A 26,534-nucleotide genomic window follows, 5' to 3' on the forward strand; every position below is an offset into this window, starting at 1 on the left:
TGTCGCGGGCGGACGAAGCGGGCGACATTGATGGCGAACCGAAGGGACACCATTCATGACTCGCATCGCCATCAACGGATTCGGCCGCATCGGACGCAACGTGCTCCGCGCACTGCTCGAGCGCGACAGCGACCTGGAGGTCGTCGCCGTCAACGACCTCACGGAGCCCGTTTCCCTGGCGCGGCTGCTCGCCTACGACACGACGGCCGGTCGGCTCGGTCGCCCGGTGACCGCCGACGGGGATGCCCTCGTCGTGGACGGCCGTCGCATCAGGGTGCTCGCCGAGCGCGAGCCGGCGCAGCTGCCGTGGGCCGAGCTCGGCGTGGACATCGTGCTCGAGGCGACCGGCCGCTTCACGTCGGCCGAGGCCGCTCGCGGCCACCTCGACGCGGGCGCGAAGAAGGTGCTCGTCAGTGCTCCGTCGGACGGCGCCGACGTCACGCTCGCGTTCGGGGTCAACACGGATGCATACGACCCGGACGTGCACACCATCGTCTCGAACGCCTCGTGCACGACCAACGCGCTGGCGCCGCTGGCCTCGGTGCTCGACGACCTCGCCGGCATCGAGCACGGCTTCATGACGACGGTGCACGCCTACACGCAGGAGCAGAACCTGCACGACGGTCCGCACCGTGACGCCCGCCGGGCTCGTGCCGCCGCTGTCAACATCGTGCCGACCACGACGGGCGCCGCCAAGGCGATCGGCCTCGTGCTGCCGAACCTCGACGGCAAGCTGTCGGGCGACTCGATCCGCGTCCCGGTTCCGGTGGGCTCGATCGTCGAGCTCAACACGACCGTCACCCGCGACGTGACGCGCGACGAGGTGCTGGCCGCATACCGCGTCGCGGCGGAGGGGCCGCTCGCCGGCGTGCTCGAGTACTCTGACGACCCCCTCGTGTCGTCCGACATCACGGGCAATCCGGCTTCGTCGATCTTCGACTCGGCCCTCACCCGGGTCGACGGGCGCCACGTCAAGGTGGTCGCCTGGTACGACAACGAATGGGGCTTCTCGAACCGCGTGATCGACACGCTCGAACTCCTCGCCACTCGCTGACCCGCCACCTCCGGCGGCCACCCCGCCCCTCCTGTGAGCGCTTCAGCCGGCCAGTCGGGCCGACTGAAGCGCTCCTTGCCTTGTCGGCGGATCGATTCCGGCTCTTCGGCCGCACTCCCCGGCCACGCCGCGCCGCAGCGCACCGGCGCTCGTCCCGCTGAACGTCGCAGCAGGCGGACGGCGCCCAGGCCCGCGCCCCCGCTCGCGGTGCCTCCGATGCCCCGGGGCTCATGACCAAAGGCTCCGCGGCCATCGGCCAATAAATCCTTGACTACTCAAGGACCTGTTGAGCTTGAGGAGTCAAGGAGGTGTCAATGAGTGACGCCACCCGGGTCGGTCACCGCGGTGACCGACCCGGGTCGGGACGTGGACCGGCTGCACAACGGACTCGAAGAGCTGCGCCGCGACGTTCAGGAGGTGCTGTCGCTACTGCGCACCATGGCATTGGTGGCGGTCAAAAGCGCGGGGACACCGGGCCGTTCGGCCCGGTATCCCCGCGTCCGCGCACAAGGCTCAGGCCTTCTCGGCCGCCTCCGCGGCGGCGTTCTTCTCCGACGGCTTCGCGTCGGTCGCGGCCGCGGTGTCCGAGCCGCCCGCCGTGCCCGGGGCGTCACCGGCCTCGACGTTCTTGCCGTCCGTCGCGTCCTTCGCGGCGTCGGCGTCCGGCGCCGCCTCCTCGGCCGCCGCCGGCTCCACGATCTCCTCGCGGCCCGGTCGCAGCTTCGCGGAGAGCACCATGTAGACCACCGCCAGCACGAACACGATCAGCGCGGTCCACACGTTCAGACGCAGGCCCAGGATGTGGTGGGCCTCGTCGACCCGCATGTACTCGATCCAGCCGCGCCCCGCGCAGTACGCGGCGACGTACAGCGCGAACGCCCGGCCGTGTCCGAGCCGGAATCGGCGGTCCGCCCAGATCACCAGCAGGGCGACGCCGATGCACCACAGCGACTCGTACAGGAACGTCGGGTGGTACGTGCCGGCGACGCGGTTGGGGCCCTCGCTGATCTTCAGCGCCCACGGCAGATCGGTCGGCCGGCCGTACAGCTCCTGGTTGAACCAGTTGCCCCAGCGGCCGATCGCCTGGGCCAGCGCGAGGCCGGGGGCGAGGGCGTCCGCCCAGGCGGGCAGCGGGATGCCGCGACGGCGGCAGCCGATCCAGGCGCCCACGGCACCGAGCGCGACCGCGCCCCAGATGCCGAGGCCGCCCTGCCAGATCTTGAAGGCGTCGACCCAGTTCTCGCCCTCGCCGAAGTACAGCTGGTAGTCGGTGATGACGTGGTAGAGCCGGCCGCCGACGAGGCCGAAGGGCACCGCCCAGACGGCGATGTCGGCGACGGTGCCGACGCGGCCGCCCCGGGCGACCCAGCGCCTGTTGCCGAACCAGACGGCGACGAAGACACCGATGATGATGCAGAACGCGTAGCCGCGGAGCGGGATCGGGCCGAGATTGATCACGCCGGTCGACGGGCTGGGAATGTAGGCAAGGTCCATGGCAAGGTCGACGCTACCCTGCCGGGTGGGGCCCGGGGCAAGCCACTCGGCAACGTCTGCGTAACAGGCACGTCGTCCCCGCGCCCCGCGACCCTCGCCCTCCCCGGCCGTTTCCCGCGGCCCGCGCCCTCCCGGCTCACGCCTTCGCGACCCGCCTTCCCGGCCCGGAAGGCGGCTCTCCGCGGGCCCGGGAAGGCGGGGCGCTCCCCGGGCCGTCAGCGCGCAGCGGTCAGGAACCCTACGGAGCGGGCGGTGCCACGGCGGGCGGGGGCGCGGCCGGCTGGGTCGTGGCGGAAGCGCCCGCGGTGTGCGTCGGTGCGGCGGACGCGGGGGCGGACGTGTGGGCCGCGGACGCGCCGGAAGCAGGTGTGCCGGACGCGGGGGCGCCGGACGCGGGCGTGGGCGTGCCCGTGACGGGCTTCCTGCCCTTCTCGGCCTCGGCGACCCACTTCTTCAGGTTCGCCACGGTGATCGGTTCGTTCCCCTTCTTCGGGAAGATCGGTTCGCCGTTGAGCAGCACGGTCGGCGTGCCGTTGAATCCGCTGCTCTGGAAGGCCGCGTTGGACTTCTGGACCCAGCTGTCGTGCTTCCCGTCGTTCACACAGCTGCGGAAGGCCGGGGTGTCGAGGCCCGGGACCTTGCCCGCGAGATCGATCAGCTTGCCGTTGTCGGCGAAGGCGTCGACGGACTCCTGCGGCTGGTTGCGGTAGAGGATGTCGTGGTAGGCGGAGAACTTGCCGACGTCCTGCGCGCAGGCCGCCGCGTTGGCCGCCCGCAGCGATCCCGAGCCGCCGAGGTTGCCGTCGATGATCGTGGCCAGGTGGTACTCGGTCCTGATCCGGCCGGCCCGCTCCAGCTCGTGGAAGGTGTCCCGGAAGGCGTTCTCGAACTGGGCGCAGACCGGGCAGCGGAAGTCCTCCCAGATGGTGAGCGTGGACGGGGCGTCGTCCGGGCCGGACCGGATGGCCAGGCCGTCCTTGCCGGTGGCGCCGGACGGTGCGACGAGAGGGCCCGCCGCCTTCTCCTTCTCCCCCTTGCCGCCGGTGTTCGCGGCGATCACTCCGACGACGGCGGCCAGCCCGAGCACCCCCACCACAGCGCCGCCGACGATCATCGACCGCCTGCGGCGCTCGCGGGCCTTCTCGCGCTCGCGCTGCTGGACGAGCCGGTCTCGCGCGGCCCTTTTTCCCTGTTCGTTCTTCTCGCTCACACCCGCAGCAACGAACCGGGGAGGCACACGCGTGCCTCCCCGGTCCAGGTCCACCCGTTCGGATGACTCCCGATGCGGGTCGTCCGGGCGGGTTGTCCGGCCGCGGATCTCGCGGCCGGAACCGGCTCAGCGCTTGCGGACGCCCTCGGCGAGTTCACCCGCCAGCGTGCGCACCGCGGCCAGGCCGGCCTCCTCGTCCGGGGCGTCGAGCATCCCCTTGACGAAGGCGGAGCCGACGATCACCCCGTCCGCGAAGCCCGCCACCTCGGCGGCCTGCCGGGCGTTCGAGACGCCGAGGCCGACACAGACCGGGAGCGACGTGGTGGCGCGGGTGCGCTCGACCAGGTCCTGGGCCTGCTCGCCGACGGACTCGCGGGTGCCGGTGACGCCCATCAGCGAGGCCGCGTAGACGAAGCCGGAACCGGCCGCCGTGATGGTGGCCAGGCGCTCGTCCTTGCTGCTGGGGGCGACCACGAAGACGGTCGCGAGACCGCGCTTGTCGGCGTGCTCGCGCCACAGCGCGGACTCCTGGACCGGCAGGTCGGGCAGGATGCACCCGGCGCCGCCCGCCTCGGCGAGCTCGGCGGTGAAACGCTCGACACCGTAACGGTCGATCGGGTTCCAGTACGTCATGACGAGGATCGGGGCGCCGGTCGCCTCGTGCGCCTCACGGACCGTGCGCATCACGTCCGCGATCCTGACGCCGCCGCGCAGGGCGATGTCGTCGGCGGTCTGGATGACCGGGCCGTCGAGGACCGGGTCGCTGTGCGGCAGCCCCACCTCGACGATGTCCGCGCCGCCCGCCACGACCTCCTTCACCGCGGCGATCGCGCCGTCGACGGTCGGGAAGCCCGCCGGGAGGTACGCGATGAGCGCCGCCCTGTTCTCGGCCTTCGCCCGCGCGAGGGTGGAACTCAGCAACTCGACCTTGCCGCTCACTTGGTGACCTCCTCTTCCCCGTCGGCCACATCGGCCTCGACGACCCCGTCGGTCTCGTCGTACAGCCCGAAGTAGCGGGCCGCCGTGTCCATGTCCTTGTCGCCGCGGCCGGACAGGTTGACCACGAGCAGTCCGTCCTTGCCGAGCTCCTTCCCGACCTCCAGGGCCCCGGCCAGCGCGTGGGCGCTCTCGATCGCCGGGATGATCCCCTCGGTGCGGGAGAGGAGACGCAGCGCCTGCATGGCGGCGTCGTCGGTGACCGCGCGGTACTCGGCGCGGCCGGTGTCCTTCAGGTACGCGTGCTCCGGGCCGATGCCCGGGTAGTCCAGACCGGCCGAGATGGAGTACGGCTCGGTGATCTGGCCCTCGTCGTCCTGGAGGACGTAGCTGCGCGAGCCGTGCAGGATGCCGGGCTCGCCCGCGGTCAGGGTCGCCGCGTGCTCCCCGGTCTCCACGCCGTGCCCGGCGGGCTCGCAGCCGATCAGCCGGACGCGGGCGTCCGGGATGAAGGCGTGGAAGAGGCCGATGGCGTTGGAGCCGCCGCCGACGCAGGCGATCGCGGCGTCCGGCAGCCGGCCGGTGTGCTCCAGGATCTGGCGGCGCGCCTCGACGCCGATGACCCGGTGGAAGTCTCGGACCATGGCGGGGAAGGGGTGCGGTCCGGCGACGGTGCCGAAGAGGTAGTGCGTGTGGTCCACGTTGGCGACCCAGTCGCGGAACGCCTCGTTGATGGCGTCCTTGAGCGTCCGGGAGCCGGACTTCACGGCGATGACCTCGGCGCCGAGCATCCGCATCCGCGCCACGTTCAGCGCCTGGCGCTGCGTGTCGATCTCGCCCATGTAGATGGTGCAGTCGAGTCCGAAGAGCGCGCAGGCGGTGGCGGTGGCGACGCCGTGCTGGCCGGCCCCGGTCTCGGCGATGACCCGGGTCTTGCCCATGCGCCGGGTGAGCAGCGCCTGGCCCAGCACGTTGTTGATCTTGTGCGAGCCGGTGTGGTTCAGGTCCTCGCGCTTCAGGAAGATGCGGGCCCCGCCCGCGTGCTCGGCGAAGCGCCGGACCTCGGTCAGCGCGCTGGGGCGGCCGGTGTAGTCGACCATCAGCGCGTTCAGTTCGGCGGCGAAGGAGGGATCGGCCTTCGCCTTGTCGTACTCGACGGCGACCTCGTCCACGGCGGCGACGAGCGCCTCCGGGATGAACTTGCCGCCGAAAGCGCCGAAGTACCCCTCGGCGCTGGGGATCAGACCCTCCGGGTCCGGGATGAAGAAGTCAGATGACATCCGACATGCTCCTCGACATCGCAACAGGTGGGAACACCGTATGCGCCGTGAGCGGAGCGCCGCCGCGACCGGGAGCGGTCGGGCGGTGCGGTCATACGTACAGAGGTGGTGCGGGTACGTCGGCCGGGGCTCGCTACGGCGCGGACCCCGTGCGCCATCGCATCCCGTTGACCTGACCGGGCTCGTCGCCGATCACGTACCGCACCCTTCGGCCGTGCACCCGGCGCGCCGGTGCGCGGCAGCCCCGGTGCCAGAAGGGCGGCGCGCAGCGCCTCGGCTGGGGATGGTCGAGAGGGACGAGCGGGTGGCCGCCGCGCGCCGGCGGCGCGTACGGGCCCCGGACAGCCGTCGCACCGGCCGGGCGCGGGGCCTGCCGGGTGCGGGACTGCTCGGGACGGTCGGCGGTCACGGTCGCGGTCAGCCCCGTCCGTGCCGCAGCGCCGGGTGGGCGCCCGCGGCGACCAGGTCGGCGACGGCGCCCCGGGGGTCGCGGCCGGTGACCAGGGACTCGCCCACGAGCACCGCGTCGGCGCCCGCGTTGGCGTACGCGATCAGGTCGTGCGGGCCTCGGACACCGGACTCCGCGATCTTGACGATGTGGTCCGGGATCTCGGGGCCGACGCGCTCGAAGGTGGAGCGGTCGACCTTGAGGTCCTTCAGGTTGCGCGCGTTGACGCCGATCACCTTCGCCCCGGCGTCCACGGCACGCTCGACCTCCTCCTCGTCGTGCACCTCGACGAGCGGGGTGAGGCCGATGGACTCGGCCCGCTCGATCAGGGAGACCAGGGCCTCCTGGTCGAGGGCGGCGACGATCAGCAGGGCGAGGTCGGCGCCGTAGGCGCGGGCCTCCCAGAGCTGGTACGAGGTGACGATGAAGTCCTTGCGCAGGATCGGGATGTCGACCTTGGCACGGACGGCCTCCAGGTCGGCGAGCGAACCGCCGAACCGGCGCTCCTCGGTGAGGACCGAGATGACGGACGCGCCGCCCGCCTCGTAGTCCGCGGCGAGCGCGGCCGGGTCGGCGATCGCGGCGAGCGCTCCCTTGGAGGGGCTGGAGCGCTTGACCTCGCAGATGACGCTGACGCCCTCGCCGCGCAGGGCGGCGGCCCCGTCCTTGGCCGCGGGAGCGCGCCGCGCGCGTTCCTTCAGCTCGTCGAGGCCGACACGCGCCTGCCGCTCCGCGAGGTCGGCACGTACGCCGTCGATGATCTCGTCGAGCACACTCACGCGAGCGGCCCCCCTTCCGGGAAGGTGATGAGGGAACAGGATCAGCCATGTCAATGCTATCCGCAGGAGGGCCGAGGCCCGAATCCGGTCGGCGGGCGTCCCACCAGCTGAACGGTCAGGGCGCCAGCGCCGCCCCCAACGGGAGGTTCCGGACGACCGAGAAGACGATCAGCACGGCCCCGATCCCCCACCAGAGAGCGGGGCCCGCGGCGATGCTCATGGGCCTTCCCCGGGCGGCGCGGGCCGTCCAGACCACCCACAGGACGGCGAAGAGCACGTATCCGGCCACGGCGAGGGCGTTGGAGCCGAGGGCGGCGGCGATGTCGCCGTGCGCGAAGGCGTGGGCGCTGCGCAGACCGCCGCAGCCCGGGCAGTACAGGCCGGTGAGCCGGAGCAGCGGGCAGACCGGGTAGTGGCCCGGCTCGTTGGGGTCGACGGCACCGACGTAGCCGAAGGCCCCGACGACGGCGGCCATGACGCCCACGGGGACGGCGAGCCGCCGCAGGCGTGCGCCGGGCCCGGGGGCCGGGGCAGCGGCAGGGGGGAGGAACGGCGGCCGACCGGGCGTCGGCGGGCGGGGGGCGTCGGCGGGCCCGGGGCCGTGCGACGGCGGTGCGGCGGAAGTCGGCGATGCGTCCACCCGGTGATTGTCCCCGCTGACACGGAAAGGCGCAGCCCGTTCCCGGGCTGCGCCTCGCGTTCGTGCGGCTTTCGCGTGTGTCAGGAGATCTGCGCCTGTGCGGCGCGTGCCCGGGCGGCGGCCACCTCCGGCGTCTCCTTCGGCGTGCCGAGGCCGGCCATCTTCATCGCGAGGCCGACGATCCCCCCGAGGAGGATGACGCCCATGCTGGCCCAGAACCCGACCGGGTTGGCCGCGACCATGAAGACGCCCCCGGCGCAGAAGCCGATGAAGGAGATGATGACACCGGTCCAGGCGGCCGGGGTGTGTCCGTGGCTGCTGCCCGCCATGAGTTGCTCCTTGTTGGTGTTGCGCTGTTGGTGTCGCTGTACGCAAAGCTGGTGGCGCTGTGGTGCCGCTGTGCAGAAAGCTCCGCCCCATTGTCCCGTACGTGCGGGTAGGGCGTGAGCTGGGGGTCTAGCCCGTCGGGTCCTCGCCCCGGTCCAGGGCCTTCCAGAGGTCCTCGGGCCGGTCCGGGTCCGGGGCCCTGCTCGCGGCGCGACGCGGACGGGGTGTGCCGTCCCGCTCGTACCGGCCCGACATGCTGGGCCAGAGCCTGCCGTAGCGCAGGGCGAGCAGCCCGGCGAGAAGGATCAGCAGGCCGCCCGCGGCGGTGACGTAGGGCCACGCGGTGTGGGCGAGTGCCTGCACGGTGGCCGAGGTGTCGCCGGTGGCCTGCGCGGCCTTCTCGTCCAGCGCGGAGCTGTCGGAGGCGCCGAGGCCGGCGCTCAGTGCGGCGCCGAGGCCGCTGAGCGCGAGCAGCCCGGCCACGACCAGCCGTCCGCCGCCGCGGACGGCGAAGACGGCGACGAGGGCGGCCAGGCCGACGACCGCGAGGGCCGCCGGGAGACCGGTGACGTCCTGGCCGTCGGCCGTCAGGGGCAGGGAGCCGCCGACGACGGCCGCCCGGCCCTCGGCCCAGGTCTGGCCGGAGGCGAGCAGGACGACGGTGGCACCGGCCGCCCCGAGGAGCAGGCCGGCGGCCAGGCTGCGGCGGCTCACCGCGGCGCCGGGTGCGGCGGCCGTGCGGGTACGGGGCTGGGGTACGGGGGCAGCACTCACGTACCCCACTATCCCTCACGGCCCGGTCCGCGGCCGGACGCGGGGTCCCCGCCCGCCCGCGGGGGCCGTCACCGCCTCATGCGCCGCCGAGCCGGTTGGCGGTGTGGACGGCCCGGAGCACCGCCGCTGCCTTGTTGCGGCATTCGGTGTCCTCGGCGACCGGGTCGGAGTCGGCGACGACGCCCGCCCCGGCCTGGACGTACGCCGTGCCGTCACGGAGCAGCGCCGTCCGGATCGCGATGGCGGTGTCGGAGTCCCCGGCGAAGTCGAGGTAGCCCACGCAGCCCCCGTACAGGCCGCGGCGGCTCGGTTCCAGCTCCTCGATGATCTGCATCGCGCGGGGTTTGGGGGCGCCGGAGAGGGTACCCGCGGGGAAGCAGGCGGTCAGCACGTCGAAGGCGGTGCGGCCCTCGGCGACCCGGCCGGTGACGGTGGACACGATGTGCATCACGTGCGAGTACCGCTCGATCGACATGAAGTCGACGACCTCGACGGTGCCGGGTTCGCAGACCCGCCCCAGGTCGTTGCGGCCGAGGTCGACGAGCATGAGGTGCTCGGCGCGTTCCTTCGGGTCGGCGAGGAGTTCCTCGGCGAGGGCCTGGTCCTCCTGCGGGGTGGATCCGCGGTGCCTGGTCCCGGCGATCGGGTGCAGCATGGCCTGTCCGTCCTCGACCTTGACGAGGGCCTCCGGGCTGGAGCCCACGACGTCGAAGCCGTCGAACCGGAAGAGGTACATGTACGGGGACGGGTTGGTGGCGCGCAGCACCCGGTAGACGTCCAGCGCGCTCGCCGTGCACGGGGTCTCGAAGCGCTGGGAGGGCACGACCTGGAACGCCTCGCCGGCCCTGATGCGTTCCTTCACGTCGTCGACGGCGCGCTGGTACGACTCGCCGCCCCAGCGCGCGGTGTACGGCGGCAGCTCGGAGGGCGGGAGGACGGCGGGGGCGTTCTCGACGGGGCGCGAGAGGTCCCGTTCCATGGCGTCGAGGCGGGCGACGGCGTCCGCGTACGCCTCGTCGACGCCGGTCACGAGGTCGTTGTGGTTGATCGCGTTGGCGATCAGCAGGACGCTGCCGTCCCGGTGGTCGAGGACGGCCAGGTCCGAGGTGAGCAGCATGGTCAGCTCGGGGAGGCGCAGGTCGTCCGTCGCGCTGTCGCCGATCCGCTCCAGGCGCCGCACGACGTCGTAGCCGAGGTAGCCGACCATGCCTCCGGTGAACGGGGGCAGCCCCGCGTCGGCGACCAGGTCGCGCGGGGTGTGGAGGGTTTCGACGGTGGCGCGCAGGGCCTCCAGCGGATCGCCGTCGACGGGGACGCCGACGGGCGGGGTGCCCAGCCAGTGCGCCCGACCGTCGCGTGCGGTGAGGGTGGCGGCGCTGCGCACGCCGATGAAGGAGTAGCGCGACCAGGTGCGGCCGTTCTCCGCGGATTCGAGGAGGAAGGTGCCGGTGCGCCCGCCCGCGAGTTTGCGGTACAGGCCGACCGGGGTGTCGCCGTCCGCGAGGAGTCTGCGGCTGACGGGGATGACGCGCCGTTCGATGGCCAGCTTGCGGAACGTGTCGAGATCCATGGCGCCGAACCCTACTGGGCGAGCGGGAGGACGTCGGCGTCGAAGCAGGTGCGGTCGCCGGTGTGGCAGGCGGCACCCGTCTGGTCGACCTTGACGAGGACGGTGTCGGCGTCGCAGTCGAGGGCGACGGACTTGACCGTCTGGATGTGGCCCGAGGTGTCGCCCTTGACCCAGTATTCGCGGCGGCTGCGGGACCAGTAGGTGCAGCGGCCGGTGGTGAGGGTGCGGTGCAGGGCCTCGTCGTCCATCCAGCCGAGCATCAGCACCTCGCCGGTGTCGTACTGCTGGGCGATGGCCGGGAAGAGCCCGTCGGCGCCGCGCTTGAGGCGGGCGGCGATGTCCGGGTCGAGGTTGCTCTGCGGCGTGGGGGTGCCTGGGGCGGGCGCGCTGGTCATGCGCCCATTGTGCCGTGGCCGGGGGTCGGTCCGGGGCGGCGTCCGCTGGGCGGACCGGGCGCGGTGGTCGTACGCTGGCGGGCATGTCGACCCATGCGAAGCGTGAACGACTCCTGCTCGCCGATCTGTTGGAAGCGGCGGGACCGGAGGCCCCGACCCTGTGCCGGGGCTGGACGACCCGTGACCTGGCCGCCCATGTGGTGGTGCGGGAGCGCCGGCCGGACGCGGCGGGAGGTGTGCTGCTGGGCGTCCTGAAGAACCGGCTCGACCGGGTGCAGGCGGAGTACGCGGCGAAGCCGTACGAGGAGCTGATCCAGCTGATCCGCACGGGGCCGCCGCGGATGTCCCCGTTCGGCCTGAAGCAGATCGACGAGGCGGCCAACACCGTCGAGTTCTACGTCCACGCGGAGGACGTGCGCCGGGCCCAGCCGGACTGGTCGCGGCGCGAGCTGGACCCGGTCTTCGCCGATCTGCTGTGGTCGCGGTCCGAGCGGACGGCCCGGGTGCTGGGCCGCAGGTCCCCGGTGGGACTGGTGCTGCGCCGCCCGAACGGCCAGACGGTGGTGGCCCACAAGGGCGCCCCGGTGGTGACGGTGACCGGCGAACCCGGCGAGCTGCTGCTGTTCGCGTTCGGCCGCCAGGACGCGGCGGTGGTGGAGCTGGACGGCGACCAGGAGGCGGTGTCCCGGCTGCGGACGGCGGAGCTGGGGATGTAAGGCCCGGGACTGCCCCGACGGCGTTCAACAGGAGCCGTCCGCCGTACCGGCCGATGCGCGGCGGGTACGGCGGACGGGGCCCGCACGGTCAGCGGACCGGGTGCCCGGCCTCTCTGAGCGCTGCCTTGACCTCGGAGATCCGCAGGTCGCCGAAGTGGAAGACGGACGCGGCGAGCACCGCGTCGGCTCCCGCGGCGATGGCCGGCGCGAAGTCCGCGAGCCGGCCGGCGCCGCCGGAGGCGATGACGGGGACGGTCACGTGCTTGCGCACGGCCGTGATCATCTCGGTGTCGTAGCCGTCCTTGGTGCCGTCGGCGTCCATCGAGTTGAGCAGGATCTCGCCCGCGCCCAGCTCGGCGGCCCGGTGCGCCCATTCGACGGCGTCGATGCCGGTGCCCCGGCGCCCGCCGTGCGTGGTCACCTCGAAGCCGCCGGTGGGGGTGCGCCGGGCGTCCACGGAGAGCACCAGGACCTGGCGGCCGAAGCGCTCGGCGATCTCCCGGACGAGGTCGGGGCGGGCGATCGCGGCGGTGTTGACGCCGACCTTGTCCGCGCCGGCCCGCAGCAGCCTGTCGACGTCGTCGGCGGTGCGGACGCCGCCGCCGACCGTGAGCGGGATGAACACCTGTTCGGCGGTGCGCCGCACCACGTCGTAGGTGGTCTCGCGGTCGCCGCTGGACGCGGTGATGTCCAGGAAGGTCAGCTCGTCGGCGCCCTCGGCGTCGTACAGCTTCGCCATCTCGACGGGGTCGCCCGCGTCGCGCAGATTCTGGAAGTTGACACCCTTGACGACCCGGCCGGCGTCCACGTCCAGGCACGGGATGACGCGTACCGCGAGGCTCATCGCGCACCTCCCCGGTACGCCTCGACCTCGACCTCGACGACCAGGCTCGGGTCCACGAGGCCCGCCACGATCAGCATCGACGCGGCGGGGCGGACGTCGTCGAACAGCTCCTTGTGGGCGCGGCCCACCTCGTCCACGTCCCGGGCGTGGGTGACGTACATCCGGGTGCGGACGACGTCCTCGCGGCCCAGGCCGAGCTGCTTCAGCGCGTCGAAGGCGACCCTGAAGGAGGTGACGGTCTGCTCGTACGGGCCGCCCGCGGAGATCTGCCCGTTCTCCACCGAGGTGCAGCCGGAGACCAGGACGAGGCCGTTCGGCAGCTGGACCGCGCGGGAGTAGCCGAACCTCTCCTCCCAGGGGGCGCCGGAGGAGACGCGGTTGACGGATTCGGTCATTCCGAGACCACCCTCAGTGCTTCTTCGAGGGTGAACGCCTTCGCGTACAGCGCCTTGCCGACGATCGCGCCCTCGACGCCGTCCGGGACGAGCGCGGAGATGGCGCGCAGGTCGTCGAGCGAGGAGACGCCGCCGGAGGCGACGACGGGCTTGTCGGTGGCGGCGCAGACGTTCTTCAGGAGGTCCAGGTTGGGGCCCTGGAGGGTACCGTCCTTGGCGATGTCGGTGACGACGTAGCGGGCACAGCCCTCGGAGTCGAGGCGGGCGAGCGTCTCGTAGAGATCACCGCCGTCGCGGGTCCAGCCCCGGCCGCGCAGCGTGGTGCCGCGCACGTCGAGGCCGACGGCGATCTTGTCCCCGTGCTCGGCGATGACCTTGGCGACCCACTCGGGGGTCTCCAGGGCGGCGGTGCCGAGGTTGACCCGGGTGCAGCCGGTGGCGAGGGCGGCGGCGAGCGAGGCGTCGTCGCGGATGCCGCCGGAGAGCTCGACCTTGATGTCCATGGAGCGGGCGACCTCGGCGATCCGCTCCCGGTTGTCCCCGGTACCGAAGGCGGCGTCCAGGTCGACGAGGTGCAGCCATTCCGCGCCCGACCGCTGCCAGGCGAGGGCCGCCTCCAGCGGGTCGCCGTAGGAGGTCTCGGAACCGGACTCGCCGTGGACGAGGCGGACGGCCTGGCCGTCGCGGACGTCGACGGCGGGGAGGAGTTCAAGCTTCGGCATTACAGCGTCTCAATCCAGTTGGTCAGCAGCTGGGCGCCGGCATCGCCGGACTTCTCGGGGTGGAACTGGGTGGCCCACAGGGCGCCGTTCTCCACGGCGGCGACGAACGGCTTGCCGTGGGTGGCCCAGGTGACCCGGGGCGCGCGGATCTTGGGGTTGGTGACCTCCAGGGTCCATTCGTGCACGGCGTAGGAGTGCACGAAGTAGAACCGGGCGTCCGGGTCGAGCCCGGCGAACAGCTGGGAGTCCTCGGGCGCCCGCACGGTGTTCCAGCCCATGTGCGGCACGACCGGGGCCTTCAGCGGGCCGACGGTGCCGGGCCACTCGTCCAGCCCCTCGGCCTCCACGCCGTGCTCGATGCCGCGCTCGAAGAGGACCTGCATCCCGACGCAGATGCCCATGACGGGCCGGCCGCCGGCCAGCCTGCGGCCGATGACCCATTCGCCGCGGGCCCTGCGCAGCCCCTCCATGCAGGCGGAGAACGCGCCGACGCCGGGCACCAGCAGCCCGTCGGCGTTCATCGCAGCGTCGTAGTCGCGGGTGATCTCGACGTCCGCGCCGACGTGGGCGAGGGCCCGTTCGGCGGACCGGACGTTGCCGAAGCCGTAGTCGAAGACGACGACCTTCTTCTTCCCGCTCTTCGTGTTGTCGCTCACCAGTCGTACCTCAGTCCCAGAGTCCCTGGATCCGCATGACGCCCGCGACCAGGCACATCGCGGACCCGAGCCCGAGCAGGACGATGACGCCCCTGGGCATCTTCTGCTTCGAGAAGGAGTAGACGCCGCCGGCCAGGAACAGGCCGACGACGATCAATATGGTGCTGAGGCCGGTCACAGCGCGCCCTTCGTGGAGGGGATGATCCCGGCGGCCCGGGGGTCGTGCTCGCTGGCGTAGCGCAGGGCACGGGCGAGCGCCTTGAACTGGCACTCCACGATGTGGTGGGCGTTGCGCCCGTACGGGACGTGGACGTGCAGGGCGATCTGCGCCTGGGCGACGAAGGACTCCAGGATGTGCCGGGTCATCGTCGTGTCGTAGGTGCCGATCATGGGCGCCATGTTCTCCGGCTCGGTGTGCACCAGGTAGGGGCGTCCGGAGAGGTCGACGGTGACCTGGGCGAGCGACTCGTCCAGCGGGACGGTGCAGTTGCCGAAGCGGTAGATGCCCGTCTTGTCGCCGAGGGCCTGCTTGAACGCGGCGCCGAGCGCGAGGGCGGTGTCCTCGATGGTGTGGTGGGTGTCGATGTGCAGGTCGCCGTCGGTCTTGACCGTGAGGTCGAACAGCCCGTGCCTGCCGAGCTGGTCGAGCATGTGGTCGTAGAAGCCGACGCCGGTCGACACGTCGACCGAGCCGGTGCCGTCGAGGTCGATCTCGACGAGCACCGAGGTTTCCTTGGTGGTGCGTTCCACTCTGCCTACGCGGGCCGCGCGGGTCATGCGTCGTGCTCCTTCTTGATCTCACGTGCGGCCGGCGCCGTCGGTGCGTCGGCCGCGGGTCCGTCGAGCAGTCCGTCGACCGCGTCGAGGAACGCGTCGTTCTCCGCCGGGGTGCCCGCGGAGACCCGCAGCCATCCCGGTACGCCGTTGTCCCTGACCAGGACGCCCCGGTCGAGGATCCGACGCCAGGCGGTGTGGCTGTCGGCGAAGCGGCCGAACTGGACGAAGTTGGCGTCCGATTCGACGACCTCGAATCCCTTGGCGCGCAGCTCCTCGACGATCCGGTCGCGCTCGCTCTTGAGCTGGGCGACGTACCCGAGCAGCGTATCGGTGTGCTCCAGGGCGGCGAGGGCGGTGGCCTGCGTGATGGAGGACAGGTGGTACGGCAGCCGCACGAGCTGGACCGCGTCGACGACGGCCGGGTCGGCGGCGAGGTAGCCGAGGCGGAGCCCTGCGGCGCCGAACGCCTTCGACATGGTGCGCGAGAGCACCAGGTGCGGACGGCCCTCGATCAGCGGGAGCAGCGAGGGGTGGTGACTGAACTCGCCGTACGCCTCGTCGACGACGACCATCGACGGCCCGGCCGCCTGGGCCGCCTCGTACAGGGCGAGGACGGTCTCCGCGTCGACGGCGGTGCCGGTGGGGTTGTTGGGCGAGGTGATGAAGACGATGTCGGGCCGGTGCTCGGCGATCGCCTTCCGGGCGGCCTCGACGTCGATGGTGAAGTCCTCGTTGCGCGGACCGGAGATCCAGCCGGTGCCGGTGCCGCGGGCGATGAGGGCGTGCATGGAGTACGAGGGCTCGAAACCGATCGCGGTGCGGCCGGGGCCGCCGAAGGTCTGGAGCAGCTGCTGGAGCACCTCGTTGGAGCCGTTGGCGGCCCAGACGTTGGCGGGGCCGACCTCGTGCCCGGCGGTGCGGCTGAGGTAGCGGGCGAGCTGCGTGCGCAGCTCGACGGCGTCCCGGTCGGGGTACCGGTTGAGGTCGCGGGCGGCCTCGCGGACGCGTTCGGCGATCCGGTCGACGAGCGCCTCGGGCAGCGGGTAGGGGTTCTCGTTGGTGTTCAGCCGTACGGGCACGTCGAGCTGCGGCGCGCCGTAGGGGGACTTGCCGCGCAGTTCGTCCCGGACGGGGAGGTCGTCGATGCGCACGGGGCGTTCGGAGGAAGTGCTCACCGGTTCGGCACCTTCCATCCGAAGCGGGCCTTGACGGCCGCGCCGTGGGCGGGCAGGTCCTCGGCCTCGGCGAGCGTGACCACGTGGTGCGCCACGTCGGCGAGGGCGTCGCGCGTGTAGTCGACGACGTGGATGCCGCGCAGGAAGGACTGCACGGAGAGCCCGGAGGAGTGGCAGGCGCAGCCGCCTGTCGGCAGCACGTGGTTGGAGCCCGCGCAGTAGTCGCCGAGCGAGACCGGGGACCAGGGGCCGACGAAGATCGCGCCCGCGTTCTTCACGCGCTCGGCGACGGCGGCGGCGTCGGCGGTCTGGATCTCCAGGTGCTCGGCGCCGTACGCGTCGACCACGCGCAGCCCCTCGTCGAGGCCGTCGACCAGGACGATCGCGGACTGCCTGCCGTTCAGGGCGGGGAGGATCCGGTCCTCGACGTGCTTGGTGGCGGCGACCTGCGGCTCCAGCTCCTTGGCGACCGCGTTCGCGAGTTCCTCGGAGTCGGTGACGAGCACGGCGGCCGCGAGCGGGTCGTGCTCGGCCTGGCTGATCAGGTCGGAGGCGACGTGCACCGGGTCGGCGGTGTCGTCGGCGAGGACGGCGATCTCGGTCGGTCCGGCCTCGGTGTCGATGCCGATGCGTCCCGTGAAGTAGCGCTTGGCGGCGGCGACCCAGATGTTGCCGGGGCCGGTGACCATGTTGGCGGGCCCGCAGGTCTCGGTGCCGTACGCGAACATCGCGACGGCCTGGGCGCCGCCGGCCGCGTACACCTCGTCGATGCCGAGGAGGGCGCAGGCGGCGAGGATCGTCGGGTGCGGCAGGCCGCCGAACTCCTTCTGCGGCGGGGACGCGAGCGCGACGGAGGCGACGCCGGCCTGCTGAGCGGGCACGGCGTTCATGATCACGGAGGACGGGTAGACGGACCGGCCGCCGGGCGCGTAGAGCCCGACCCGCTCGACCGGGACCCACTTCTCGGTGACGGTGCCGCCGGGAACGACCCGGACGGTGTGCGGGGCGCGGCGCTGCTCGGCGTGGACGAGGGTGGCGCGCGCGATCGACTCCTCCAGGGCCGCGCGTACGAGCGGGTCCAGTGCGGCCAGCGCCTCGGTGAGCGCGGCGGCGGGGACGCGCACCTGGTCCAGGCGCACGCCGTCGAACCTCTCCGCGTACTCGATCAGCGCCGCGTCGCCCCGATGATGCACGTCCTCGCAGATGGGCCGCACCTTCTCCAGGGCGGCTTCCACGTCGAACTCGGCACGGGGCAGCAGGTCGCGCAGTGTTCGGCCCTCGGGGAGGGCGTCGCCGCGCAGATCGATTCGAGAGATCACACCGCAATTCTCGCAGACCGCACCCGTCGTCCCGGTGTCCGTATCACTGGCTGATACGTGTCCCCCGCCGTCACCGCTTCACTGGCTGATACGCGTCCCGGCCGTGACCGCTGCCCATAGCGTTCGCCTCGTCACTCAGCGGGAAGAACAGCTCCGTGAGCGGAAGGGGGTTACACCCGTGACCGAAGCGCATGACGGCGATTTCCCGGACGGTCTCAGCGCGGCGGAGCTGGGCATGTGGCAGGCGTTCCGGAACGGCAGCACCTACGATCTGCGGGCCCGCGACCCGGCGCGGGACGACCCGTTCGCCCCGTGCGTCTGGGGTCCGGAACGGAGTGTGGACGGGCGTGTCGTGGCCCGGCTGCTGCTGTCGGGGCCGCCGCCGCGTCCCGGGCGGGTCGCGGCGCTGAAGCTCCGCGGGGTGCGGATCAGCGGCACGCTGGATCTGGCGGGCGGGCGTGTCGCGCCGTACGTCGAGCTGACCGGCTGCCGCTTCGAGAACGAGGTCGTGTTCCCGGAGTGCCACTTCACGACCCTGCGGATCGTCGGCTGCGCGATGCCCCGGCTGGAGGCGGCGCGGCTGCGGACCGAGGGCGATCTGCATCTGCCGCGCTGCCGGGTCCGGCGCGGGATCCGGCTCACCGACGCCCAGATCGGCACCGATCTGCTGATCAACCAGATCGAGATCGGCCCCGACCGCAACGGGCGCGCCCTGGCCGCCGACGGTCTCGCGGTCGCCCAGGACCTCCAGGCGGAGCTGGTGGAGGCGCGCGGCGAGCTGAGCCTGCGCGGGGCGAAGGTCGGCGGTTCGCTCAGTCTGCGCGGCAGCCGGCTGCGCGGCCGGGAGGGCCGGCGCGCGCTGAACGCGCCGCAGCTGACGGTGGAGCGGTCGCTGTACATGAGCGAGGCGTGGGTGAGCGTCGACACCGGGATCCAGGGCACCACTCCCCCGTACGGCATCGTCATGGCGCCGACCCCGGCGCGCGGCACGCGTTCGCAGACCTTCGAGTGCCGGGGCGGGGTGCGGCTGGACGACGGGCGGTTCGGGGACGCGGTCGACCTGCACAAGGCGCGGTTCGTGCTGGCCCGGCACGAGGAGCTGTCGCTGCGCCGGATCGTGACCCCGGAGCTGCGGTTCAACGCGGAGCGGCCGGAGGAGGGCCGGGTCGTGCTGAACGGCGCGCGGGTGGTCACGCTGATCGACGTGTCGACCAGCTGGCCGGGACCCGGCGGTCTGGCGATGGGCGGGTTCGTGTACGAGAACCTCGTCCCGTACGGGCACTTCCCGCTCGCCCGGCGCCTGGAGTGGGTGGCCGCCGCGACCCCGGAGTACGTGCCGGAGCCGTACGAACGTCTGGCGACGGTGCTGCGGAACTGCGGGGAGGACGCCGACGCCCGCGAGGTGCTGCTGGCCAAGCAGCGGCGGCGGCGCGAGACGCTGCCGCTCGCCGCGAAGCTCTGGGGGTTCCTCCAGGACTGGACGGTGGCGTACGGCTACCGGCCGGGGCGGGCCGCGGTGTGGATGGCGGTGCTGTGGGCGGCGGGGACGCTGGCCTTCTCGCGGCACGCCCCGGCACCGATCAAGGAGGACGAGCACCCGGAGTGGAACCCCGCGCTGTACGCGCTCGACCTGCTGATACCGGTGATCAACCTCGGCCAGGACGGCTACTGGCGGATGAAGGACGGCTGGCAGTGGGGGTCGGCCGCGTTGATCCTGCTGGGCTGGATCCTGGCCACGACGGTCGCGGCGGGCGCCTCCCGGCTGCTGCGCCGCGGCTGAGCCGCCCGCGGGGCCGGGTCGCCGTGCCGCGCCCCTCGCCGTGGACCGGCCGCCCGACCCCGCGTTCCTTTGCTTTCTATTGACCTTGCCCGGTACAACTCGTCCACTCGGCACCAAAGCTTCACAGCGCCCCACTGGCGCCGTCCCGACCAGCGCTTTTCAATGGTCCGCACCATGTCACTCCTTCGTTCCCTGCTCCGTGCCACGCGCACGGCCCGGCGCTCCCCGCAGGACTCCGCCGGGCCGACGGCGGACGGCGCGGTGCTGCTCGACGCTCCCGACGAACGGCTCTCCCCCGCGCTCGTCGCCGCCGCCGTCGGGGCGTACGAGCCGGCCGCGGAACTCCTCGCCGCCACCCGGGACGGCGCCGAGTGGGAGAACCGCGACCGGTACCTCGGCCGGCTCGCCACGTTCGCCCGCAGCCGTGACGGCTGGCTGACCGCGTGGCTGGCCGCCGCCCCGCACGATCCCGACGCGCTGCTCGTCAAGGCCGAGCTGGCGGTCCGCAGAGCCTGGGAGTCGCCCGTACGGGCCGAGCAGCTGCGCGAGGTGACGCCGCTCATCACCGCGGCGGCACAGAGCGATCCGCGCGACCCGGTGCCGTGGCGGCTCGCGCTCGACCACGCCCGCGGCACCCGGGCCACGCACACCGCCTTCGAGGCGCTGTGGGAGCAGGCGGTCCGGCGTTCCTCGCACCACTACGGCTGCCATGTCGCCGCCCTGCGGTACCTCTCGGCCGCCTGGTACGGCTCGCACCGCGAGTGCTTCGACTTCGCCGAGCGGGCCGCCGAGGACGCGTTGCCCGGCTCGCTGGTGCGGGCGCTGCCCCTGCGCGCGGCATACTCCCTGCTGGTCGAGGGGCCGGGGGCACGGACCACCCCGGTGCAGGAGGAACGGATCGACGCGGCGGCGGACCTGGCGGCCACGCTGTCCGCCTCGTTCGCGCCGGGCGACCCCTGGCCCGCCGAGGTCCGCAACCTGCTGGCGTACGTGCTGGTGGCCCGGGGCCGGTGGGACGCGGCGCTGGAACAGTTCCGGCGGATCGGGCCCCACGCGACGTCGTTCCCGTGGGCGTCGGTCTCCGAGGACCCGCTGGGACGGTTCCTCGAAGCGCGGGAGGAGGCACGGTTCCAGGCGCCCGGTGCGGGGCCCCTGCCGGGGCGGGCCCGCAGGGGCCGTCCGCGCGGCCATTACGCTTGACCGCTGTGACCACCGCTCGCCTGCCCCTGTTCCCGCTGAACGCGGTGCTTTTCCCGGGCCTCGTGCTGCCGCTGAACGTCTTCGAGGAGCGATATCGCGCCATGATGCGCGAACTGCTCCGGATCGACGAGGACGAACCCCGCCGTTTCGCGGTGGTCGCGATCCGGGACGGCCACGAGGTCGCCCCGACGGCCACCGGAATGCCGGGAGAGGCACACGACTCCCCCGGGCGCGGCCCGGCCGACGGCTTCGGTCCCGACCCGATCCGGGCCTTCCACCCGGTGGGCTGCGTCGCCGACGCGGCGAAGATCCGGGAACGGCCGGACGGCACCTTCGAGGTCCTCGCGACCGGCACCACCCGCGTCGAGCTGCTCTCCGTCGACGCGAGCGGCCCCTACCTGACGGCGGAACTCCGCGAACTGGACGAGGAACCGGGCGACGAGGCGGGCGCGCTCGCCGAGGGCGTGCTGCGGGCGTTCCGCGGCTACCAGAAGCGCCTGGCCGGGGCGAGCCGGCGTTCGCTGACGACGGGGGCGGAGCTGCCCGACGATCCCTCGGTCGTCTCCTACCTCGTCGCGGCCGCGGCCGTGCTGGACGTCCCGGCGAAGCAGCGGCTGCTCCAGGCCCCCGACACCGCGACCAGGCTGCGCGAGGAACTGAAGATGCTGCGCGCCGAGAGCGCCGTCATACGGCATCTCCCGTCGCTGCCCGCCGTGGAACTGACGCGCGCCCCGACCCACCCCAACTGACCGGCGGACCACCGGGGCCCGGGCACTCCGGCCGACGAACCGGATCGCTCCTACCGACGAACCGACCACCCGAGGAATCCTCACCGTGGCGAAGAAGCCGAAGAAGCAGCAGCAGTCCGGCGGCACCCCGGCGACGGTCGCGCTGACCGCGGCCGGTGCGGCGTTCACCGTCCACTCCTACGACCACGATCCGGCGTCGGCCTCCTACGGCGAGGAGGCCGCCGAGGCCCTGGGCGTCTCCCCCGACCGGGTCTTCAAGACCCTGGTCGCCGACGTGGACGGCACCCTCACCGTGGCGGTCGTCCCGGTGGCCGGCACCCTCGACCTCAAGGCGCTGGCCTCCGCCGTGGGCGGCAAGCGGGCCGCGATGGCCGACCCGGCCGCGGCGGAACGCACCACCGGTTACGTGCGGGGCGGCATCTCGCCGCTGGGCCAGCGCAAGCGGCTGCGCACGGTGCTGGACGCGTCGGCCCGCGCGCACGGGACGATCTGTGTGTCGGCGGGCCGCCGCGGGCTCGAAGTAGAGCTGTCCCCCGACGATCTGGCGTCGCTGACCGGGGCGGTGTTCGCGGAGATCGGCCGCGGGTAGCGCCTGCCCCGGCCGACGCGGGGCGGCATGGGCCGCACGAACGGGCGGCGCCTGCGCGTCGGCGGGTGCGGGCAGGTGCCGCCCGCCCCTTCGTCCGCGCCTACGGGCCGGCCGGCGGAACCGGCGGGACATTTCCGCCGGGGGCCGTCCCCGGCCCTGCGGCCCCGTGTCCCGCGCCCGGGACCGGGCCGCCGGCCGCCCACCCCGGGTGGGTGCCCCACTCCGGCTCCGGGTCCCTCGGCCCGAACAGCGCCGTCAGCGCGAGGTGCACCACCATCGCCGCCACCGGCCAGGCCAGCCATGCCGCGGCCGCCGTCCTCAGCTGGAGCGGCGCGTCGAAGACCACGCCCTTGCCGACCGCCCGCGCGTGGGCGACCACGTCCTGGTCCGGCCCGAGCCACTCGCCGAGCCGCCAGGCGAGCAGCGATCCGAGCACCCCGCCCACCGCGAGCGCCACCACCATGGCGACACCACCGCGGCGCCGGAGCCAGAAGACCAACGCGGCGCTCAGCGCCCCGAAACCCAGGGCCAGCAGCACGAACGTGCCGTCGGCGCCGATCGCCTCCTCGCCCTCGCTGTCCTGGAGGAAGACGGCCGTACCGTCGGAGATCAGCGGAACCTTCGGCGCGAGCCACACCCACAGGAGCCCGAGCCCGGCACCGGCCACGGTCACCAGCAGGGCGACGGCCACCGCGCGCAGCAGCTCCGGTCCGGGATCCCCCTCCCCCTCCGCAGCCGGCCCGGATCCGGGGCCGGCCTTCCCGGGACCGTCCCAGTGCTGCGGGGTCTGCCAGGGGTTGTCGGACGAGGGCCGGTGAGGCGGCGTCAGAGGTGCGGTCACCGTGCCATCGTGCCAGGCATCCCCGCGCACCGCCTCATCGGACCGCCGCCCTGCGGTACGCCCAGGTGGCCGCGGCCAGCGAGAGGACGCCGACGACCGCGCAGACCGCGAGGTCCAGGGCGACGGCCGCCCAGTCCGGGTGGGCGTCGAAGGACCGTGCGAGCGCCTCGACCCCGTACGTCGACGGCAGCAGATCGCGCGCCCAGTCGACGGGGGTGGGCAGCCGGTCGGCCGGCAGGACGCCGAGCAGCAGCGCCGCCGACATGCCGAGCTGCCCGAGCAGCGTGGCCAGCTCCTGCCGGGGCGCGAGCAGCCCCAGCGCGGCGCCGAGCCCGGAGAGCGCCGCCCCGGACAGCGGGATGACGGCGACGAGCACCCACAGATGCGTCAGCGGAAGCCCGAACAGCACGCTCCCCGCGACCGCCGTGACGATCGTGCCGGGCACGGTGAAGGAGGCGTACGCCCCCGCCGCGCCCAGCACCACGGCGGCGGGCGGCACCGGCAGGGTGGCATAGTGGTCGAGCCCGCCCCCGGCCCGCAGCTGCCCGAAGTACTGGGCGAGCAGGTTGAGCGCGACGAACGCCACCACGAGGACACTGGAACCGGCGACGACCGCCCGTGCCTCGGAGCCGCCGTCGACGACCCCGCGCATCAGCACCATGATCCCGACGGACTGGAACGTCGCGACGAACAGCAGCGGAATACGGGCCACCCGGGCCCGGGACAGCTGGGCGCGGTACACGGCCGCGAGCGAGGGGAACAGCCGGGCCCGCGGCGCGAGCGGCACGGGGGCCGCCCCGTCGTCGCCGTCGGCCCGGGCGTCGGCGGCGGGCCGGACCGGTCCGGCCACCGCCTGCGCGGGAACGATGCTCGTCACCTGGCGCTGCTCCTGTCCACTCGCCGCCCGGCCACGCGCGCGCACCCGGCCTCCGCTGCCACCCCCGGCACCCCGGCCTCCTCGGCCGCCCCCGCCGTCGCACCCGTACCGGTCACGACTTCACCAGCCCCTTGCGCACGTCCCCGCCGAGCGCGAGATAGACGTCCTCCAGGCTGGGCGTCGCCAGGGTGAAGTCGTCGAGCGCGGCGAACGCCGCGCCGCCGGTCACCGCGGCGACCGCGGCCCGTGCCTCGTCGGGCCCGAGCCGCAGCACCCAGCGCCGCCCCGACTCCTGCGCCGAGCCGCGCAGCGCGGCCACCTCGGGGACGTCCAGTGGCGCCCGTTCGCGCCACACCAGCTCCACCCGGACCTCACCGGCGACGCGCTCCTTGAGCCCGTTCGGCGTGTCGCAGGCGATGACCCGGCCGTGCTCGATCACCGCGACCCGGTCGAGGACCGTCTCGGCCTCGATGACGTTGTGGGTGACCAGCAGGACGGTCGTGCCGCGCTCGGCCCGGCGCCGGTCCACGGCGGCCCACACCGCGCGGCGCGCGACCGGGTCCATTCCGGTGGTCGGTTCGTCCAGGACGAGCACGGGCCGCTCGCCGACCAGCGCGGCGGCGAAGCAGGCGAGCCGCCGCTGTCCCCCGGAGAGCTTCTTCAGCGGGCGTCCGGCGATGCCGGTGAGGCCCAGTTCGTCGAGCACGTCGTCGCGCTCGGCCCGGGCCTCGGCCACCGCGAGACCGCGCAGCCGGCCGGTGGTCTCGGCGGCGAGCGACACGGTCAGCTCGTCGAGGGCGGTGGACTCCTGCCCGAGGTAGCCGATCAGCCGGGAGGCCCGTTCGGGGTGGCGCACCAGATCGTGGCCCAGCACGGTGACGCTACCGGAGTCGGGTCGCATCAGCCCGGTGAGCTGCCGTACCAGGGTGGACTTCCCGGCGCCGTTGGGGCCGAGCAGTCCGAAGATCTCGCCGCGCCGCACGTCCAGGCTGATGCCGTCGGTGGCGCGGACCTCCGGTGTGGCCGGTGCGCCGCGACGGCCGCGTGCGGCGGGGTAGGTCTTGACCAGGTCACGCACCGCGCACACGGTCCCGGTCCCCGTCTGCGCCTGTGCTGTGCCCGTACTCACGAGGTACGAGAGTACGGGGTCGCACGACCCGGATCACGCCCGGGGCCGGGCCCGGGCGACGTCGGCGCCGCTCCCACCGGCCGCTTCGTCCGTCCCCGCGCCCGGTGCGCCTCCGGGCGTGCGGACGGGGCGCGTCCGGTACCGGGCCGGGCGCCCCGGACGCCGTCAGTCCCCGGAAGAACCCGTGCGCTCCGGCACCGGGGTACGCCCCGCCGCCGCGCGTACGTCGATCTCCCGCCAGAATCCCGCACGGATGGCATAGCGGTCGTGCTCGTCGATCTGGTCGTCCTTGTGGGCGAGCAAGCCGAAGCGTGCCGCGTAGCGCAGCAGTTCGCCGTCGATGCGGTGCGGGATGCGCGGGTACATCGTCGACAGCTTCTGCAGATGGGTGTGGTCGGACAGCCGCTCCATCCAGCGGCGGGCGAAGACCTGGCCCACCTCGAAGGGGTCGCCGCCGACGGTGGTGATGTCCTCCTCCCGGTCCGCCCAGCGCTGCTCGGCGCTGGTGAGCTGGGCCAGCGTGGGGAGGGACGCGGTGTCGGCGGGTTCGCCGAGTGGTCCGCCCCGCTCGATCCAGCCCTTGTCGGAGGACCAGCGCAGGGTGGCGCCCGCCGACGTGGACGGGGCGGAGGGCTGGGTGCCGGGACCGCGCAGGCTGCCCGCCAGATCCTTCGGGGTGGGGACGCCCCTTCCGCCGGGGCCGGGCCGCCCGGCGGCGCCGTCCTCCTCGGGCTGCGGGGCGCTCCCGTCGGCCTCGGCCGCCGTCCGCGCCTCCGACGCCCGCTCGGCGGACGCCGCGAGGGCCGCTTCCGGGAGCGGCGCGGAAAGGATCGCGGCGATCTCCGGACCGGGTGCGGGCGGTGGGGCGCAGACGCCGCCGGTCTCCTTGGCCCGTACGGCCTGGGTGATCCAGGTCCGGTCGAGCACCCGGCGTTCGTCGGCCTCGGCGACCAGGTCCTCGGACTGGTTGTAGTCGCCGTCGGCGGCCTGCACGGCCCACAGATGGACGGCGACGCCGTGTTCCTTCGCCGACATCAGGCCCGGCAGCAGGTCCCCGTCGCCGGTCACCAGCACCACGTCGGAACAGGCCCGGTTCCTGGCCAGTTCGGTGAGCTCCGCGTGCATCGCGGCGTCGACGCCCTTCTGCGCCCAGCGCCCGTCGCTGCGGGTCAGGGCGCCGAGCCGGACGGTCACCCGGGGCATCACGCGCAGTCTGCGGTGCTCGGGCTGCGGCACCCGGTCGGGGGCGCCGTCGAACCAGTAGATCCGCAGCAACGGCTGCCGCGTATCGGCCTCCGCCAGCTCGCGCAGCCCCCGGATGAGGGCCGCGTGGTCGACGGTGATGCGGGAACGGGCAGGTTCCCCGGCCAGCAGGCTCGCGGCCGCACCCAGCAGGTAACCGGCGTCCACCAGGACGACGCAACGGTCCACGCGTTCCACCCTCTTCCAGGAGTTCGGGTGTGATCTTTGCGAAGAGTTTCCTTCGAGTCTGCCCGAATGCGCGGTGGTAAACGGCCGGAACTCGATCATCGGCGTGGCGAACCCGGGAAGGCGCGAATTATACACCCCGACCACATCGCCATTACGCATGGTAATGATCCAACATGCACGGTTCATCCCATTATGTGAGCCTGAACGCGGTCCTGGCCCCGAGAGTCCCCCCAGGAGGAACACCATGGCCAAGAACAAGAACCGCAAGCAGAGCAGCCGGCAGAACCGCACGTCCGCACCCCAGCAGGGCACGGAAGAGGCCAAGCAGACCTCGTACGAGTCGCAGATACGGCAGTCGCAGGCCCAGGGCACCCCTTCCGATGTCGCCCGTAAGCACCAGCGCCGCTTCGGCCACAACTGACCGACG

The 26,534-nt window shown here is 73.2% G+C and carries 29 protein-coding genes; 7 read left to right on the forward strand and 22 right to left on the reverse strand.

What is annotated here, in order from left to right:
* Window positions 1–55: 55 nt before the first annotated feature.
* Complete coding sequence (gap, locus tag ACFYY6_RS08525) at window positions 56–1,054, forward strand: type I glyceraldehyde-3-phosphate dehydrogenase (RefSeq protein WP_351517831.1); 999 nt, start codon at window positions 56–58, stop codon at window positions 1,052–1,054.
* 513 nt (window positions 1,055–1,567) lie between these two features.
* Here the strand turns inward: gap and lgt are convergent.
* The 10 genes from lgt to hisI form a co-directional block, all read right to left on the reverse strand.
* Window positions 1,568–2,548: a prolipoprotein diacylglyceryl transferase gene (gene lgt, locus ACFYY6_RS08530; protein ID WP_389192270.1), complete on the reverse strand. Its 981-nt coding sequence runs from the start codon at window positions 2,546–2,548 to the stop codon at window positions 1,568–1,570.
* Between the two features lie 238 nt (window positions 2,549–2,786).
* The gene (locus tag ACFYY6_RS08535) at window positions 2,787–3,758 is read right to left on the reverse strand and encodes a DsbA family protein (RefSeq protein ID WP_389192272.1); all 972 of its coding nucleotides are present in this window, start codon (window positions 3,756–3,758) and stop codon (window positions 2,787–2,789) included.
* A 126-nt stretch (window positions 3,759–3,884) separates the two neighbouring features.
* The gene (gene trpA, locus ACFYY6_RS08540; protein ID WP_351517827.1) at window positions 3,885–4,697 is read right to left on the reverse strand and encodes a tryptophan synthase subunit alpha; all 813 of its coding nucleotides are present in this window, start codon (window positions 4,695–4,697) and stop codon (window positions 3,885–3,887) included.
* Window positions 4,694–5,974, reverse strand: coding sequence for a tryptophan synthase subunit beta (gene trpB, locus ACFYY6_RS08545; RefSeq protein WP_351517826.1), 1,281 nt, complete (start codon window positions 5,972–5,974; stop codon window positions 4,694–4,696). Before trpB ends, trpA begins: the two co-directional genes overlap by 4 nt.
* A 417-nt stretch (window positions 5,975–6,391) precedes the next feature.
* Window positions 6,392–7,201, reverse strand: coding sequence for an indole-3-glycerol phosphate synthase TrpC (gene trpC / locus ACFYY6_RS08550; RefSeq protein ID WP_073788761.1), 810 nt, complete (start codon window positions 7,199–7,201; stop codon window positions 6,392–6,394).
* Window positions 7,202–7,316: 115 nt separating this feature from the next.
* Entirely contained in the window at window positions 7,317–7,841 is a 525-nt protein-coding gene (locus tag ACFYY6_RS08555) for a DUF2752 domain-containing protein (protein ID WP_351623572.1), read from the reverse strand.
* Window positions 7,842–7,921: 80 nt separating this feature from the next.
* The gene (locus ACFYY6_RS08560) at window positions 7,922–8,170 is read right to left on the reverse strand and encodes an HGxxPAAW family protein (protein WP_351517824.1); all 249 of its coding nucleotides are present in this window, start codon (window positions 8,168–8,170) and stop codon (window positions 7,922–7,924) included.
* 127 nt (window positions 8,171–8,297) lie between these two features.
* The gene (locus ACFYY6_RS08565; RefSeq protein ID WP_351517823.1) at window positions 8,298–8,951 is read right to left on the reverse strand and encodes a TIGR02234 family membrane protein; all 654 of its coding nucleotides are present in this window, start codon (window positions 8,949–8,951) and stop codon (window positions 8,298–8,300) included.
* 67 nt (window positions 8,952–9,018) lie between these two features.
* Window positions 9,019–10,512: an anthranilate synthase component I gene (locus ACFYY6_RS08570; protein ID WP_389192275.1), complete on the reverse strand. Its 1,494-nt coding sequence runs from the start codon at window positions 10,510–10,512 to the stop codon at window positions 9,019–9,021.
* A gap of 11 nt (window positions 10,513–10,523) precedes the next feature.
* A complete protein-coding gene (gene hisI / locus ACFYY6_RS08575) occupies window positions 10,524–10,907 on the reverse strand; it encodes a phosphoribosyl-AMP cyclohydrolase (protein WP_351517821.1) in 384 nt (127 codons plus the stop codon).
* A gap of 83 nt (window positions 10,908–10,990) precedes the next feature.
* On the opposite strand from hisI, the gene ACFYY6_RS08580 reads away from it, so the two are divergent.
* Window positions 10,991–11,623, forward strand: coding sequence for a TIGR03085 family metal-binding protein (locus tag ACFYY6_RS08580; protein ID WP_351517819.1), 633 nt, complete (start codon window positions 10,991–10,993; stop codon window positions 11,621–11,623).
* Between the two features lie 88 nt (window positions 11,624–11,711).
* Here the strand turns inward: ACFYY6_RS08580 and hisF are convergent, their stop codons facing one another.
* From hisF to hisD, 8 genes are read right to left on the reverse strand one after another with little or no spacing between them, the layout of a single operon-like run.
* Window positions 11,712–12,467, reverse strand: a complete 756-nt coding sequence (gene hisF / locus ACFYY6_RS08585; RefSeq protein ID WP_073788768.1) for an imidazole glycerol phosphate synthase subunit HisF — start codon at window positions 12,465–12,467, stop codon at window positions 11,712–11,714.
* On the reverse strand, window positions 12,464–12,862 hold the full coding sequence (locus ACFYY6_RS08590; protein ID WP_073788769.1) for a RidA family protein: 399 nt from the start codon (window positions 12,860–12,862) through the stop codon (window positions 12,464–12,466). Before ACFYY6_RS08590 ends, hisF begins: the two co-directional genes overlap by 4 nt.
* On the reverse strand, window positions 12,859–13,584 hold the full coding sequence (priA, locus tag ACFYY6_RS08595; RefSeq protein ID WP_351517817.1) for a bifunctional 1-(5-phosphoribosyl)-5-((5-phosphoribosylamino)methylideneamino)imidazole-4-carboxamide isomerase/phosphoribosylanthranilate isomerase PriA: 726 nt from the start codon (window positions 13,582–13,584) through the stop codon (window positions 12,859–12,861). Before priA ends, ACFYY6_RS08590 begins: the two co-directional genes overlap by 4 nt.
* Complete coding sequence (hisH, locus tag ACFYY6_RS08600; RefSeq protein ID WP_389192278.1) at window positions 13,584–14,240, reverse strand: imidazole glycerol phosphate synthase subunit HisH; 657 nt, start codon at window positions 14,238–14,240, stop codon at window positions 13,584–13,586. The genes priA and hisH overlap by 1 nt, the downstream gene beginning before the upstream one ends.
* 10 nt (window positions 14,241–14,250) lie before the next feature.
* Window positions 14,251–14,418, reverse strand: a complete 168-nt coding sequence (locus ACFYY6_RS08605; protein ID WP_351517814.1) for a hypothetical protein — start codon at window positions 14,416–14,418, stop codon at window positions 14,251–14,253.
* Window positions 14,415–15,017, reverse strand: coding sequence for an imidazoleglycerol-phosphate dehydratase HisB (gene hisB / locus ACFYY6_RS08610; RefSeq protein ID WP_073788772.1), 603 nt, complete (start codon window positions 15,015–15,017; stop codon window positions 14,415–14,417). The genes ACFYY6_RS08605 and hisB overlap by 4 nt, the downstream gene beginning before the upstream one ends.
* Window positions 15,014–16,192 (reverse strand): histidinol-phosphate transaminase, encoded by a 1,179-nt coding sequence (locus ACFYY6_RS08615; RefSeq protein WP_351517812.1) that lies wholly within the window; start codon window positions 16,190–16,192, stop codon window positions 15,014–15,016. The genes hisB and ACFYY6_RS08615 overlap by 4 nt, the downstream gene beginning before the upstream one ends.
* Complete coding sequence (gene hisD, locus ACFYY6_RS08620) at window positions 16,189–17,511, reverse strand: histidinol dehydrogenase (RefSeq protein ID WP_351517810.1); 1,323 nt, start codon at window positions 17,509–17,511, stop codon at window positions 16,189–16,191. The genes ACFYY6_RS08615 and hisD overlap by 4 nt, the downstream gene beginning before the upstream one ends.
* Before the next feature lie 178 nt (window positions 17,512–17,689).
* On the opposite strand from hisD, the gene ACFYY6_RS08625 reads away from it, so the two are divergent.
* From ACFYY6_RS08625 to ybaK, 4 genes are all read left to right on the forward strand, one after another.
* Entirely contained in the window at window positions 17,690–19,291 is a 1,602-nt protein-coding gene (locus ACFYY6_RS08625) for an oxidoreductase (RefSeq protein WP_351517808.1), read from the forward strand.
* A 162-nt stretch (window positions 19,292–19,453) separates the two neighbouring features.
* On the forward strand, window positions 19,454–20,491 hold the full coding sequence (locus tag ACFYY6_RS08630) for a hypothetical protein (RefSeq protein WP_351517807.1): 1,038 nt from the start codon (window positions 19,454–19,456) through the stop codon (window positions 20,489–20,491).
* A 5-nt stretch (window positions 20,492–20,496) separates the two neighbouring features.
* Entirely contained in the window at window positions 20,497–21,240 is a 744-nt protein-coding gene (locus ACFYY6_RS08635; RefSeq protein ID WP_351517806.1) for an LON peptidase substrate-binding domain-containing protein, read from the forward strand.
* Window positions 21,241–21,325: 85 nt separating this feature from the next.
* Window positions 21,326–21,829: a Cys-tRNA(Pro) deacylase gene (gene ybaK / locus ACFYY6_RS08640; RefSeq protein ID WP_351517805.1), complete on the forward strand. Its 504-nt coding sequence runs from the start codon at window positions 21,326–21,328 to the stop codon at window positions 21,827–21,829.
* 100 nt (window positions 21,830–21,929) lie between these two features.
* Here the strand turns inward: ybaK and ACFYY6_RS08645 are convergent, their stop codons facing one another.
* The 4 genes from ACFYY6_RS08645 to ACFYY6_RS08660 form a co-directional block, all read right to left on the reverse strand.
* Entirely contained in the window at window positions 21,930–22,670 is a 741-nt protein-coding gene (locus ACFYY6_RS08645; protein WP_351517804.1) for an ABC transporter permease, read from the reverse strand.
* Window positions 22,671–22,704: 34 nt separating this feature from the next.
* Window positions 22,705–23,457: an ABC transporter permease gene (locus ACFYY6_RS08650; protein WP_351517887.1), complete on the reverse strand. Its 753-nt coding sequence runs from the start codon at window positions 23,455–23,457 to the stop codon at window positions 22,705–22,707.
* Between the two features lie 202 nt (window positions 23,458–23,659).
* Window positions 23,660–24,634 carry an ABC transporter ATP-binding protein gene (locus ACFYY6_RS08655; protein ID WP_073788785.1) on the reverse strand — a complete coding sequence of 325 codons (975 nt, stop codon included), beginning with the start codon at window positions 24,632–24,634 and terminating at the stop codon, window positions 23,660–23,662.
* Window positions 24,635–24,841: 207 nt separating this feature from the next.
* Window positions 24,842–26,116: an NYN domain-containing protein gene (locus ACFYY6_RS08660; RefSeq protein WP_389192281.1), complete on the reverse strand. Its 1,275-nt coding sequence runs from the start codon at window positions 26,114–26,116 to the stop codon at window positions 24,842–24,844.
* 235 nt (window positions 26,117–26,351) lie between these two features.
* Between ACFYY6_RS08660 and ACFYY6_RS08665 the strand changes: the two genes are divergently transcribed.
* Complete coding sequence (locus tag ACFYY6_RS08665) at window positions 26,352–26,528, forward strand: hypothetical protein (RefSeq protein ID WP_351517801.1); 177 nt, start codon at window positions 26,352–26,354, stop codon at window positions 26,526–26,528.
* Window positions 26,529–26,534 lie beyond the last annotated feature (6 nt).

This window comes from Streptomyces sp. NPDC001750 (genome assembly GCF_042892615.1).
Taxonomy (GTDB): Bacteria; Actinomycetota; Actinomycetes; order Streptomycetales; family Streptomycetaceae; genus Streptomyces.

What these genes read in the sequence shown, in the direction of transcription:
- gap (WP_351517831.1), top strand. Translation starts at nt 56, where the DNA reads ATGACTCGCATCGCCATCAACGGATTCGGCCGCATCGGACGCAACGTG.
- lgt (WP_389192270.1), bottom strand. Translation starts at nt 2,548, where the DNA reads ATGGACCTTGCCTACATTCCCAGCCCGTCGACCGGCGTGATCAATCTC.
- trpB (WP_351517826.1), bottom strand. Translation starts at nt 5,974, where the DNA reads ATGTCATCTGACTTCTTCATCCCGGACCCGGAGGGTCTGATCCCCAGC.
- ACFYY6_RS08560 (WP_351517824.1), bottom strand. Translation starts at nt 8,170, where the DNA reads ATGGCGGGCAGCAGCCACGGACACACCCCGGCCGCCTGGACCGGTGTC.
- ACFYY6_RS08570 (WP_389192275.1), bottom strand. Translation starts at nt 10,512, where the DNA reads ATGGATCTCGACACGTTCCGCAAGCTGGCCATCGAACGGCGCGTCATC.
- hisI (WP_351517821.1), bottom strand. Translation starts at nt 10,907, where the DNA reads ATGACCAGCGCGCCCGCCCCAGGCACCCCCACGCCGCAGAGCAACCTC.
- ACFYY6_RS08580 (WP_351517819.1), top strand. Translation starts at nt 10,991, where the DNA reads ATGTCGACCCATGCGAAGCGTGAACGACTCCTGCTCGCCGATCTGTTG.
- hisF (WP_073788768.1), bottom strand. Translation starts at nt 12,467, where the DNA reads ATGAGCCTCGCGGTACGCGTCATCCCGTGCCTGGACGTGGACGCCGGC.
- ACFYY6_RS08590 (WP_073788769.1), bottom strand. Translation starts at nt 12,862, where the DNA reads ATGACCGAATCCGTCAACCGCGTCTCCTCCGGCGCCCCCTGGGAGGAG.
- priA (WP_351517817.1), bottom strand. Translation starts at nt 13,584, where the DNA reads ATGCCGAAGCTTGAACTCCTCCCCGCCGTCGACGTCCGCGACGGCCAG.
- hisB (WP_073788772.1), bottom strand. Translation starts at nt 15,017, where the DNA reads ATGACCCGCGCGGCCCGCGTAGGCAGAGTGGAACGCACCACCAAGGAA.
- ACFYY6_RS08630 (WP_351517807.1), top strand. Translation starts at nt 19,454, where the DNA reads ATGGTCCGCACCATGTCACTCCTTCGTTCCCTGCTCCGTGCCACGCGC.
- ACFYY6_RS08665 (WP_351517801.1), top strand. Translation starts at nt 26,352, where the DNA reads ATGGCCAAGAACAAGAACCGCAAGCAGAGCAGCCGGCAGAACCGCACG.